Annotated in this window: 13 protein-coding genes; 7 read left to right on the forward strand and 6 right to left on the reverse strand. The window is 43.5% G+C overall.

Translation table 11 applies throughout. The annotated features are described in order from the left end of the window. Positions 1-29 precede the first annotated feature (29 nt). The 4 genes from fabF (at position 30) to AC5YBX_RS07165 (ending at position 3,694) form a co-directional block, all read left to right on the forward strand. Positions 30-1,271: a beta-ketoacyl-ACP synthase II gene (gene fabF / locus AC5YBX_RS07150; protein WP_494519422.1), complete on the forward strand. Its 1,242-nt coding sequence runs from the start codon at positions 30-32 to the stop codon at positions 1,269-1,271. 160 nt (positions 1,272-1,431) lie between these two features. Beyond that, positions 1,432-1,791, forward strand: a complete 360-nt coding sequence (locus tag AC5YBX_RS07155) for a hypothetical protein (RefSeq protein WP_494519421.1) — start codon at positions 1,432-1,434, stop codon at positions 1,789-1,791. Positions 1,792-1,879: 88 nt separating this feature from the next. Continuing rightward, positions 1,880-2,359: an acyl-CoA thioesterase gene (locus AC5YBX_RS07160; RefSeq protein ID WP_494519420.1), complete on the forward strand. Its 480-nt coding sequence runs from the start codon at positions 1,880-1,882 to the stop codon at positions 2,357-2,359. A gap of 459 nt (positions 2,360-2,818) precedes the next feature. Next, positions 2,819-3,694: an NAD(P)-dependent oxidoreductase gene (locus tag AC5YBX_RS07165; RefSeq protein WP_494519419.1), complete on the forward strand. Its 876-nt coding sequence runs from the start codon at positions 2,819-2,821 to the stop codon at positions 3,692-3,694. Between the two features lie 105 nt (positions 3,695-3,799). Here the strand turns inward: AC5YBX_RS07165 and cdd are convergent, their stop codons facing one another. Beyond that, on the reverse strand, positions 3,800-4,693 hold the full coding sequence (gene cdd / locus AC5YBX_RS07170) for a cytidine deaminase (protein ID WP_494519418.1): 894 nt from the start codon (positions 4,691-4,693) through the stop codon (positions 3,800-3,802). 96 nt (positions 4,694-4,789) lie between these two features. Further along, the gene (gene sbcB, locus AC5YBX_RS07175) at positions 4,790-6,202 is read right to left on the reverse strand and encodes an exodeoxyribonuclease I (RefSeq protein ID WP_494519417.1); all 1,413 of its coding nucleotides are present in this window, start codon (positions 6,200-6,202) and stop codon (positions 4,790-4,792) included. Between the two features lie 165 nt (positions 6,203-6,367). Between sbcB and AC5YBX_RS07180 the strand changes: the two genes are divergently transcribed. The 3 genes from AC5YBX_RS07180 (at position 6,368) to AC5YBX_RS07190 (ending at position 8,590) form a co-directional block, all read left to right on the forward strand. After that, complete coding sequence (locus tag AC5YBX_RS07180; RefSeq protein ID WP_494524662.1) at positions 6,368-7,189, forward strand: hypothetical protein; 822 nt, start codon at positions 6,368-6,370, stop codon at positions 7,187-7,189. 78 nt (positions 7,190-7,267) lie between these two features. Next, positions 7,268-8,080: a 23S rRNA (guanine(745)-N(1))-methyltransferase gene (gene rlmA, locus AC5YBX_RS07185; RefSeq protein ID WP_494519415.1), complete on the forward strand. Its 813-nt coding sequence runs from the start codon at positions 7,268-7,270 to the stop codon at positions 8,078-8,080. 303 nt (positions 8,081-8,383) lie between these two features. Beyond that, positions 8,384-8,590, forward strand: a complete 207-nt coding sequence (locus AC5YBX_RS07190; RefSeq protein WP_028764848.1) for a cold-shock protein — start codon at positions 8,384-8,386, stop codon at positions 8,588-8,590. Between the two features lie 374 nt (positions 8,591-8,964). On the opposite strand, the gene AC5YBX_RS07195 is transcribed toward AC5YBX_RS07190, so the two are convergent. The 4 genes from AC5YBX_RS07195 to AC5YBX_RS07210 form a co-directional block, all read right to left on the reverse strand. Continuing rightward, positions 8,965-9,870 carry an ABC transporter ATP-binding protein gene (locus AC5YBX_RS07195; protein ID WP_494524663.1) on the reverse strand — a complete coding sequence of 302 codons (906 nt, stop codon included), beginning with the start codon at positions 9,868-9,870 and terminating at the stop codon, positions 8,965-8,967. Further along, a complete protein-coding gene (locus tag AC5YBX_RS07200; RefSeq protein WP_494519413.1) occupies positions 9,867-10,703 on the reverse strand; it encodes an ABC transporter permease subunit in 837 nt (278 codons plus the stop codon). The genes AC5YBX_RS07195 and AC5YBX_RS07200 overlap by 4 nt, the downstream gene beginning before the upstream one ends. A 171-nt stretch (positions 10,704-10,874) precedes the next feature. Next, a complete protein-coding gene (locus tag AC5YBX_RS07205) occupies positions 10,875-11,558 on the reverse strand; it encodes a YceH family protein (protein ID WP_494519412.1) in 684 nt (227 codons plus the stop codon). A gap of 101 nt (positions 11,559-11,659) precedes the next feature. Beyond that, positions 11,660-12,493: a CvfB family protein gene (locus tag AC5YBX_RS07210; RefSeq protein ID WP_494524664.1), complete on the reverse strand. Its 834-nt coding sequence runs from the start codon at positions 12,491-12,493 to the stop codon at positions 11,660-11,662. Positions 12,494-12,776 lie beyond the last annotated feature (283 nt).

Genomic DNA, 12,776 nt, shown 5'->3' on the forward strand with positions numbered 1-12,776 from the left:
CATCATTACTTTAGTCAAAAGGTGAAAACGTGTCTAAACGTCGTGTAGTCGTAACAGGTCTTGGTCTCGTCACTCCTGTAGGCAATACCGTAGAGACGTCCTGGAAAGCATTAGTTGCAGGACAGAGCGGTATCGCGCCAATCACAAAATTTGATGCATCTGAATTTTCGACCCGTTTTAGTGGGTCGGTAAAAGATTTTGATGTTGAGCAGTATCTGCCCAAAAAAGAAGCGCGTAAGATGGATCTGTTTATTCAGTATGGTATGGCTGCAGGTATTCAAGCCATAGAAGATGCTGGCTTAAACATGGAGCAAGAAGATCCAACCCGTGTTGGCACCGCTATTGGTGCTGGTATGGGCGGTATGCCGCTGATCGAGGCAGGTCACTCTGCGTTATTAAAAGGCGGCCCTCGTAAGATTTCGCCCTTTTTTGTGCCTAGCACCATTATCAATATGATAGCCGGTCATCTGTCGATCAAATATGGTATGACTGGACCTAACTTTGCGGTAACGACTGCCTGTACTACTGGTGTACACAACATTGGTTTTGCTGCCCGCACCATTGCCTATGGCGATGCTGACGTGATGGTTGCTGGCGGGGCTGAAGATGTAACTTGTCCGTTAGCGGTAGGCGGTTTCGGTTCAGCTAAAGCATTGTCAACGCGAAATGATGATCCGAGTGCGGCTAGCCGACCATGGGACAAAGATCGTGACGGTTTTGTTATTGGTGACGGTGCAGGGGTAATGGTATTAGAAGAATATGAGCGAGCTAAAGCACGCGGTGCCACTATCTACGGTGAGTTGGTCGGATTTGGTATGAGCGGTGACGCTTTCCATATGACTTCGCCACCGGCTGATGGTGCAGGCGCTGCTGCGGCTATGGTTAACGCCATCAATGATGCGGGTATTGATAAGACACAAGTGGGTTACATTAATGCTCATGGCACGTCGACACCAGCAGGTGATAAAGCGGAAGTGGCAGCAGTTAAATCTGTTTTTGAGCAACATGCTTATGAGCTATTGGTGAGTTCAACTAAGTCGATGACTGGCCATCTATTAGGTGCAGCTGGTGCGGTTGAGGCGATTATTACCTTATTGGCCCTGCGCGATCAGATAGTACCACCGACGCTGAACTTAGATAATCCTGATGAGGGATGCGATTTGGATTTCGTTGCCCATAAAGCTCGCCAACATCAGTTTGAGTACGCACTCTGTAACTCATTTGGATTTGGTGGAACCAATGGTTCGTTATTGTTTAAACGTGGTGAATAAACCAGCTTGCTTCTGTTAAAGCACCTTAGGGTGCTTTTTTTATGGGTGATTAACGCTAGATGATATAAGGGTTAATGTTAATTCATCTCTATTGGCAAGCCCGCGGTATCGGTAGATAATCCGACTCTGTTTAGATTACAGCTATGATTAGGAAACTACCGTGCTAAATATATTCGTTACGCCTTTAATGCTAATTGTGGGGGCTTTAACTGCGAATTTAAGTACTATGATCCGTGGCGAAAGCAAGCTAAAGCTCAATATAGGAATGAAAACCTTTGTCTGCGCTGCCACAGCATTTGCATCTGTGTGGTTTGCGCTGCTAGTCACGGCGATTTATACCGGTGGCGATACCAATACGCTTGCCGGGGTTGAGGTCTTAATGTTGTTTCTTACTGGCCTGATAGCCTATCGCCTGTTGAAACTCGATCGCTTTATTACTGCTTCGGTGCAATTGTGGCTATTTCGCTTAGCATTACCGTTAATCCTATTTTCATGTTGGTTAGTGATGATGTTTGGTTAATATTACAGCGTAAATCGTCAATCTTAGATATTCGATTTACGCTATTTGCAGTACACTTTAATCAGGTGATCATACAGAGTTAAATTACATGGCTGGAACAGAAAGAAACATCACACTACGATTTTTAGCCGAGCCGGCCGATGTCAATTTTGGAGGGAAAGTTCACGGTGGCGCCGTGATGAAGTGGATCGATTTAGCTGCCTATGCCTGTGCAGCTGGATGGAGTGGTAAATATTGTATTACTGTCTATGCTGGCGGGATTCGTTTTGTTAAGCCTATTCATGTAGGCAATATTGTCGAAGTTAGCGCCAAAGTGGTTTATACCGGACGTACGTCAATGCATTTGGGGATTGATGTAAAAGCGGGTGACCCAAAACATGCCGAGCGTCATCTGACAACACATTGCGTGGTGATCATGGTCGCAGTGGATGATGATGGGCAGCCGACAGAGGTACCTGAATGGATACCGCAGACAGACGGTGATAAAGAGATGCGTGAATCGGCTATTCGATTAATGGATATGCGTAAAAAAATTGGGGCAGAGATGGCGGCGCATCTAAAGCCCTAATCGATTGAAATAAAGGTGCCAATGGGCACCTTTTTTATGCTCAGCTATTCATCATGGCCACACTCTACAGCTAAAAATCTAATGTGACTCTCATCAGTTTCATTTTGAATACAGGCCTCATTCAGCCTATTTCCTTTCAGTTAATTGCCACTAAGCGTGAACATGGCCGAATGCATGAATCTCATCACTTTCAGCAACAAATAAACCTTTACGCCCTGATAGACTTCCTTGTTTTGGCATTACTATGCGCACAGCGTACAAGCCATCATTGCGGCAGTAAGTTATATGATGCATATTGAGCTTCATTTGAGCTCATTGTTCACGGTTACATAGGCCTATCAATCTCTTTTTAAAAGGCCTTTTTTAAAGACTCATTTTTAAAGGTACAATGTGTTGTACCCACAATTTAAGCCGTATTTTTCGACGGTAAAAACATCAATTAAAAAGATAGGACTACAAATGGCAAAGATCGCATTTTTAGGGTTAGGCGTCATGGGTTTCCCAATGGCGGGTCATCTAGTGAAACAGGGGCATGAGGTAACAGTTTATAATCGCACTACAGCAAAGGCGGTAGCTTGGGCAGCAGAGTTCGGTGGACAATACCAAGCAACCCCATTCGATGCTGCTAAAGGACAAGATTTTGTCTTTGTTTGTGTTGGTAATGATGATGACTTACGTGCGGTTATCTTAGGTGAGAAGGGGGCATTGGCGGCGATGCTGCCTGGTAGCGTATTGGTTGACCATACCACAGCTTCAGCCGACGTTGCGCGTGAGATTGGCGCAGCAGCGGCAGCTAAAGATGTTGGTTTTATCGACGCGCCAGTCTCTGGCGGTCAAGCGGGCGCAGAAAATGGCGTATTGACTGTGATGGTCGGCGGTGCACAAACCACGTTTGATGCCGCTAAACCTGTGATGCAAGCCTACGCACGTTGTGCTGAGCGGTTAGGTGAGGTTGGCAGTGGCCAGCTGACTAAAATGGTTAACCAAATTTGTATTGCCGGTGTAGTCCAAGGGCTTGCTGAAGGATTACACTTTGCGCGAAGTGCAGGGCTTGATGGCGAAAAAGTGGTTGAGGTGATCAGCAAAGGCGCGGCGCAGTCTTGGCAAATGGAAAATCGTTATCAGACCATGTGGCAAGGGGAATATAATTTAGGTTTTGCCGTTGATTGGATGCGTAAAGATTTAGGTATTGCATTAGATGAGGCTAGACGTAATGGCTCGCAGTTGCCTTTAACCGCCTTGGTGGATCAATTTTATTGTGACGTGCAGGCCAGTGGTGGCCAGCGCTGGGATACCTCTAGCTTGTTATCGCGTTTAGAAAGACACCGTAAATAAGCATATCAGGCCGTTGTGATGACATAGTCGGTTAATGCTCAGGTGAGTACATAGGAAAAGGACTGCAATGCAGTCCTTTTTGTTATTGGGCTCAATTAAAGGTGTTTATTTGCTTGGTTCGAGCACGATATGCTCAAGTTCCACTGGCGCAGAGGCATGCAAGGCGTCCATTGAGGCTCCGACCAAGGAAATCTTTCCCTCACCCGATTCGACCAATACTGCACGTTTTATTTCACTAAAGTCACGGTTGTGACGCACCATGGCAGATAACGCCATCTGCATCGGTAGCATAGACGGATTAAAGGCGGCGTTTTCGGCGTAACGTCCACAGAAGGTTTGCCCATCACGGGTTTCGAGCACGACGGCGGCATAACTGCCAGTGTAAGGGGCATAACTTAAGCTGGCATGATCCAACGCCTCAATTACCATGGGATCTGTACTATCTAGCGCAAGTTCATGTTGTTGCTTAGACAATAATGGCTGAGTGATATTTAGATCGCTTGGGCCAAACGCATAAGGTAAGTAATGTGACAGTGGTTGAGTGGTCTGATTCGGTAGATGGATTTTGATTTGCTGGCCCGCAACTAACTCATTCATAAACTGGCGACAATGTCCGCAAGGGGACTCATTGACTATGATATCTTCGATGACGCTTTCACCACTTAACCAAGCATGGCTAATGGCGCTTTGTTCGGCGTGAACACTGTGGAAAAGGGCCTCGCCATCTAGCTCAATATTCCCGCCCATGTAAATGTCGCCGCTTTTGCCCTTGGCAATGGCACCGACATAAAATTCACTGATGGGGGGCTTTGCTAACGCCGCAGCCACAGGCAACAGTGCTAAGAGTAGTTGATTAATGGGTAATTGAGTGACTTTAACTAAATCGGCAATTTGTTGTGCATCGATATGACCGGCAAAGTCGTCATTTAAGATGGGTACTAACTTATCAGCCAAGGTCGATGGTAGCTGAGCTATGCAGTGAATAAATCTATCTTGCATGAGCTATTTCCTTAATGGTTAGGCAATTGATAAATCATTTTAGTAATTAAGTTACTGAGTAAATGCGATCAGGCTCGCATTTACTCAGCTTGTTAACTATAGGTTGCTAAGATAATGACATAAGGCTTGAAGTAATTTCTGCTTTTCTTCATCACCCTCAGTATCGTTGAGCAGGGTTTCCAGTTTTATCATGTAATCGGGGTCATTGAGGCGCTGCTGACAGAATTCACGCCAGCGGTATTGCTCTGAGTCATCTAGCGTTTCAGGGTAGTTACGTGCACGATATCTAAATAGCATCTCTTTAAGGCGAGGATCGTCAAAATTCAGTTCCAGTGCGGCTAGATTGTGTGGCTGGGTATGACGAATGATCTCCATCTTATTCTTATCGGCACTACTGAAAAAACCACCGCTATATAGCTGTAGATCGGGGTCGCTTATTTCATTGTCATGTTCCGTATCGAATACAGCTACCAGTTTTTCTCGGATCTCTGGATGTTGCCTTAAACGCTTGTATTGCTCCCTGGCAAATATTTTATCTATGTTTAGCCGCTCGGCATTGTCATCGGTTAAGGTTTTTGCTGGCGCAATGAACGGGCATTTATTGATGTGGACTTGTTTTAATCCAATAGGGAGTTCATCTGGCGCCAAATCTGTGCGGGGCGTATACATACGTTGTTTTATCTGCTCAACATCGAGCTCGATAAGGGGGGTTACATCCATGGTCAAATTGACACAAATAATCGCATTTTTATTGGTATTATGATGGGCAACCGGTGCAATGAGAGTGGTGCAGCCATGTAACGCGCTGATTTTTGAACTGACATGCAGCAAAGGTTGCATATTGAGTACATCGATATGTTTAGCTACTTCAGCCTTTTTGCGTAGGCCAAAATAAAACTCAAATAGCTTAGGCTGTGTCTGTTTTATCAGTTTCGCCATGGCAATGGTGGCATACACATCTGACATCGCATCATGTGCTTTTTCATGGCTGAGATTATTAGCTCGTGTAAGATGCTCGAGCTTAAAACTAGGGCTGCCATCATCTTTTGTTGGCCAATTGATACCTTCAGGACGTAGTGCATAGCAGGCTCTGACCAGATCGATAATGTCCCAGCGAGAATTACCTTGTTGCCATTCTCTGGCGTAGGGATCAAAAAAGTTTCGATAAAACCCATAACGGCTAACTTCGTCATCAAATCTAATGGAGTTGTAACCCGCTACACAGGTGTTAGGCACAGAAAATAGCTCATGCACTTTGGCCATAAATTCGGCTTCAGGCACCCCTTTCATGTTTGCCAATTGTGGCGTTATGCCAGTGATTAAAATCGCTTCTGGGGAAGGTAAATAATCACTGGCGACTTTACAATAAAAGGTCACGGGTTCTGAAATGATATTGAGATCTAAATCAGTACGGATCCCAGCAAATTGTGACGGTCTATCCTTCGCAGGATTAGCGCCAAATGTTTCATAATCGTGCCAAAAAATAGTTGCTGAATGAGTCGATGACATAGAAAAAACTACAGAGTGAATATTGTTGCCTATCATAGCATCGACAAACTATTAAGTGCCATTGCAAGCCGATATTTATCGCTACTAGGCTGAGTTTAAGCCTCTTTAGAATTAGCAGAAATGTGTCAACAAAGGTACAATACTGCTCTATCTAAAGGGAATATCATGTTTGAATCGTTACTTACGCAACCACAGTTAATCGACATTTCGACAGCCTCTCGTCTGGTATTAACCCTTAATGAACAGGTAAGCGAACATTGTTTATTACAGACAATGGATGGCCATATTGCTGAGTTTGTTGTCGTTGAAGATTCTGGAGCAGCGAGTGGATTAATAGCTCGTGTCCATCCTTTATTGCAGCTGAATCTTGTACCGCTTGATGATATTCCTATGCCATATCTAACTCCTAGGTTGTTTCGAGGGCTTGGACAAGGGGCTCGCTTATTTACTGGATTAGGTTATTCACTCTCGTTATGTATCAGTTTACTCCGTCAAGGGTTGAACATTTATATTGAGCCTATAGAAACACAATTACGTTTTTCGATTGATTCAGGTTGCAGATGGCAGCTCATTGAACTCGAAAAAGATCTTCGTTTATTTGGCGGCCCTAACGCTTTAAGACGTGCACAGACGATACTTGCACACCCGTTTGATTTTGCATCGAATGAGCAAGGTTTGTTATTAGAACTTAGTGAGCTCGACATGGTGCGTCGAGAGCTGAGCCGTTTTGCTAGTGATAATGGTATTAAGCATCAAAGTAGCATTATTGACCTGATGACAAACCTTGATAAGCAATTGCATCGCCGTCAGCAATTGATTGCCAGGCATTATCAGCAATCGGCTGAACGTACTAATTGGCATTATGCAGCTAATCAGGCGGAACACTCAGACTTGCTGCAGCGTAAACTGGCCTCTTACCAATTACTCGCACCGCCAGAGCTTAATGCTATGGTAGAGCAAATATTGGTTGATGATAACGACGATTAGTCATCGTTAACCATAAGCCAGATTCAATGTTGATTATTTTAAACTCTATTTTTAAGTTTCTCTTTTGGAAATAACACAATGAACTACCGTTGCCCTATTTGTCAGCAACCTTTAAGTCTTAAGCAAACGACTTGGTACTGCTTAAATAACCATCGATTTGATTGCGCCAAAGAGGGGTATGTTAATTTATTACCCGTACAGAAAAAACGCTCGAAAGATCCTGGCGATAACAAAGAGATGATGTTCGCTCGTCGTGAATTTCTTAACAAAGGTTATTATCAAGTCATGAGCGATCGTGTTAATCAACTCGCCGCTGAATATGGGGAACAGGCCACATCTGGACTGGATATTGGTTGTGGCGAAGGGTATTACTCACATAGATTACATCAAGCGATGGCTCAGCGTGGGGCATTTACTTTGAATGGTGTCGATATTTCGAAATCCGCGTTAAAGTACGCGGCTAAACGTTATCCAGATATCGATTTTTGTGTCGCTAGCAGTTTTGAGATGCCTTTTGAGGACAAGAGTTTCGATCTGCTGCTACGAATTTATGCGCCGTCACTGGATGCTGAGCTCAGACGGGTAGCTAAAAGCGGTGCAACGTTAATTACTGTGTCGGCCGGGCCTCAACATCACTTCGCTCTTAAAGAGTTGATTTATGATAATCCTCGACCACAGCCAGACATTATCAGTCAGATAGCGGGATTTACTCATCTTTATAGTGAGCGGGTAGAGCAGAATTTGCAGTTAAACGATAGCGCGGATATTCAACATTTTTTGACCATGACCCCCTACAGCTGGAAGTTAACGGATGAACAAAAACAGAGGTTGATGAGTGGATCTCTTAGTTGTGAGCTCGATTTTAAAATTGAGGTTTTTCGCGCCAGCTAAATTGTTAGCTATTGTTTAGGTTATTAATTTTTTTACTTAGAAAAAAATAGGTTGTTTGTTAGGCCTCATTCTTTGGCATGATTTCGAACAACTGACAGAAATTAAAGTAAAAAACCATATTTAGTATGCCTAATGGCTGTTGACATACCGCCAGAATGATTTATAGTGATTACAGCTTGAAAGTTGGGCTTAACTTTATGTGTTCAATACGACCAGTTCGTCCTGTTAACATAAGTAAAACCGGCATTTTCCAGCTCTACTGCCGTTTAAGGCTTTATTTTATTTAGTTACAGGATTTATATCATGTCTCAAGTTACTGGCGTTGTTAAGTGGTTCAACTCTGACAAAGGTTTTGGATTTATCGAGCAAGAGTCTGGCCCAGACGTTTTCGTTCACTTCCGTGCAATCAACTCTGACGGTTTCAAAACTCTTGACGAAGGTCAGAAAGTACAGTTCACTGTGACTCAAGGTCAAAAAGGTCCACAAGCTGAGAACGTAACTGTTCTTTAAGCTGACCTTTTAGTAGCATTTAGCTACTGAACAGAATTGTAAGAGCTGCTATTCATAGTGGCTCTTTTTTTTGCCTGTGTTTCCCAATAACATTTTCTATCTTTGGCCTCTAGTTTGTCATCGGCCCTCTATCGACCGACTAATATCTACTCACCACTAGCTTGACACTTTTGTGTTAACTTAAATGTCTCCAGAACAAACCGCCTCGTTGTAATCAATCGCCTTCACGTTGAGCCTTAAGCTCTTTTTGATGCCTGCTTTAGTGCACCAAGCTAAATGGTCCATGTTGCTGAATGAGAGCTGATAAAAAAAGCCAGCGCATTGGCGCTGGCTTTTTAAGTGTGATCACTGGTTTGATAAATACAATAAGTGGGTTATTCGTTAGAGAACAGCTTATCTTCTAAGGTTCTACCACGCTGTAAAGTACGATATGTCCAGCCTTGTGATGAAAACAGTTTAAATAACTGACTTTCGAGCTCGTAGTCTTGCATTAAGTTGTACTGGATCACAAACTCGTTGTATTGGCTGTTTTTAATACTGTTAACTTGCGGCCACATCGAAAGTTGCGTGACGAGCGCCTCTGTATCGCAATGTTGCATGGTTAAGGTTAAGTATTGTGTTGCTTGCTCATCTTTAATCGACACTGATTTATTCAAGCTGCCTTTATCAAGATAGAGCACTTTATCGCACAGTTTTTCCAGTTCATCGAGATTATGAGAGCTGATCACAAAGGTAGTTTGATGTGATTGGTTTCGTACTAGCTCTCTAATGGCTTTGGCATTGGCGGGATCGAGTCCTGCTGTGGGTTCATCGAGTAAGACTAATTGAGGTGAGCCAATCAAGGCTTGCGCGATAGAAACTCGTTTACTCATGCCATGGCTGAGTGCCAAGGGCTTATGTTTGGCTATCTCATTGAGAGCCACAAGGTTAAGTACGCGTTCACATTCAACTAAGGCTGCTTGTTTATTAAAGCCTTGTAATTGTGCGAATAAGGCCAGTTGTGCTTCTATCGTCAAATTAGGATCTAAGCGTGCGTCTTGGGGCAACGCGGCAACTTTTCCGAGTAGTGCTTTACTGCCGGGACGATGACCTAAAATGTGTATCTCACCTTGGGTGGGACTTATATAGCCACACAATAATGAAAAAAGTGTAGTTTTGCCCGCGCCATTGGGGCCTACCAATGCCACAGCCTGCCCAGCTTCAAGCTCAAAACTCACTTGATCTAATGCGCGTTTGTGACCGTAAGATTTACCAACGTTGTGACAGTTAATAAGGCTCATAATGCGATCCTCGCCATGTAAGTTCTTCCTAATATCAATAGTACCGCTGCTTGAACTAGCGGAATGGATGCAATAGGCAGGCTGCTAACCCCATGGGTATTGATCATCATCGACAGCTGTGCACCAGGAGCGAGCCATTGCAGTAGGTTGCTCAGTCCAGGTAGGTAATAATCCACAATATTGTTAATAATACTGATACCTGCCAGCAGGAGTACGGCATAAATGGTGGCCTGACGTGCAGTATTAGCGTATAGCGATAAGATGGCCATTAAAGCGGTATAAGGGAGCAGCACTATCATGATGTTCACAAACACAAAGAGACTTGAGCCTAGAGCTGGCAATATGGCACTGATATCGCGGTAGGCGACGAGTAACAAAGTCGCAAATAAGGTGAGTAACAGTAGAAGCGCTTGGATCAATAAGTAGCCAGTAAAACGGCCAAAAAATAGCGTATCCCGACTGGTGCGCAAAGTTAAAAAGCGAAAAGTACCTCTCGCCCTGTCGGAGGCAAATTGGTCAGCGCTGACTAAAATACTAAATAGAGGAAACAAATATAAGGCGGCAATCCACACAATTGCCATTTCAGGCACTTGCCAAGTAAACAGTTCGCTGACTGAATTTTCACCAAATAGAGCAGTAATAAATTGTTTAAATTCAGTTGAAAACAGGTACACAGAAGCTTCCTTTACTGGATACCATAAAATCAGTAACCAAACAAAGGCAAATGCGATAACCGCAACTAATCCTCGCGTGCTGAATAAGATTTTTTTTAGCTCAAAACGGGCCAACAGTAATGCCCCTGAAACTGAACCTTTTGGGCTGACAGTATCCAATGATTAATCCTTAATCTAAATTGACCGCGCTACACTAATATGAGGTGTGTAGCTGCAAAGTATTGATGTTATTAATGGCGACGCAGCATTGCTGCAGTGGAGCAAATCTAAATCGTTATCTCGATTTACCTCTGCTTGAGGTCTATTTTCTAATCAATATAAGCCGTTGGGTTATTTAATATGATTGGTTTTATGATTCAGTAGCCTTGCTAACTGTTCTTTTAGCTCTGCCACTTCGAGTTCTAATTTTTCAACACGGTCGATAAGTTGTTCAGTGTCTGAAGACTCTGGGTGAATGGTGTCACTTGATGTCTGTGTGGTACTGGTGGCGGTCTGTTGACTGAACTTTATGCCGGGTTGACTGATTAACTCGGTAAAACGGCACTCCCGCTTACCTGGCTCTCGTGGTAATTGCTGCACGAGTGGTACCTGTTTATCACTGAGGCCCTTTAAGGCTTGTTCGACTTCGGCGACATCGGCAAAGGCGTGGAGACGATTACTACGTGTTCGTAGTTCACCAGGTGTTTGCGGGCCACGCAGAAGTAATAAACAGATAATGGCGACTTGGGCTGATGTTAATTGCAGATCGCTAAATTCGGTATTGCAAAAGCGATGTTTATACTTAACGACTCGTGAGCCGAAGCCGCTTTGCTCGGCAATGAGGCGTTTTTTACTCAGTGAATCTAAGGTGATTTGGGTATCGTTTTCACTCAAAGCCATCACGGGATCTCGGCTCGACTTTTGGTTACACGCTAACGTTAAGCTGTTGAGTGACAATGGATATTGTTCAGGGGTGGTAATTTCTTTTTCTAAAAGACAACCAATGATACGTGCTTCATAAGGGGTCAGATTCATAGGTGTAGGATATTCCGTATAAAAAAGCATAGCTTTGTTATATCAGAGCTATGCTTTTATGCAAAGGCAATCCTAATCAAGGAGGACTTATTGCGGGTTATCTATTCAACTAAACGAATACCGTCGCTGTCGATAGTGATCTTTTGTACCTTATACAGGCCGCCAATGCTCTTTTTAAAGGCTTTTTTACTCATGCCCAGCGCGGCATAAATATGTTCGGCATCGGTTTTATCTGTAAGAGCTAAAAAACCGCCTGCTTGTTTGAGTTTGATAATAATGGTGTTGGCATGCTTATCGAGTTCTTCTTTAACACCTCGTTGTAATACCAAGTCAATTTTATCGTCACTTCTTACACGCTTAATAAAACCTTTGAGACGTTGGCCAAAACGCAGTTCTCTAAATACTTCATTTTTATAGATAACCCCCCAATGAGCATGGTTAATGATGGCCTTGTAGCCTAAATCGGTCGTTCCACCGATGATTAAGTTGACCTCTTGACCATTGCTGTAAGGAGGTGGCGTTTTGTCTAAAAACTTATCTACTTTCGATGAGGCAACAATGCGTTCATCGGCGCTATTAAGGTAGACATAAACTAAATAAGAGCGACCAACTTCAATCTCTTTATGTTGTTCACCAAAGGGTAAAAACAGATCTTTATCCAGTCCCCAGTCCAGAAATGCACCAAATGGACCGGTAGCCACGCATTTTAAGTAGGCAAATTGGCCCACTTCGACTTTAGGGATCTTGGTGGTCGCAATTACCATGTCTTCTGAATCAAGATAGAGGAACACATCGATTTTATCACCGATGTTAAACTGCTTAGGCGCCACTTTTTTAGGCAGTAGCACTTGGCCTAATTCGTGCGCATTTAAGTACACACCGAAATCGACTTGTTTGGCGATCTCGAGGTTACAGGATTTTCCTATCTCAATCATGGGATTCTCTATGGTATTGGCTAACAAACTCGACTGCGGATTATAGTAGAATTTTACTTAAGATGCTGCATTACGGCTAAGTTTAAATGGTTTATTTTTTTATGGAGTTAATCGCTGCACCTTGCTCGCTACAGCACTAAAAGTCGGTTGCAATAAAGTGTAATCCCCCTTGCGCTAAATTATTGTGATAATGTTACTTGCATTGAGTGAGTTTCGAGGTTTTAATTGCGCGCCTTTTTTACTTTAAAACAGAGTCAATCTAGGTGGATAAATGACGGGGACT

This window comes from Shewanella sp. 492 (assembly GCF_059338445.1).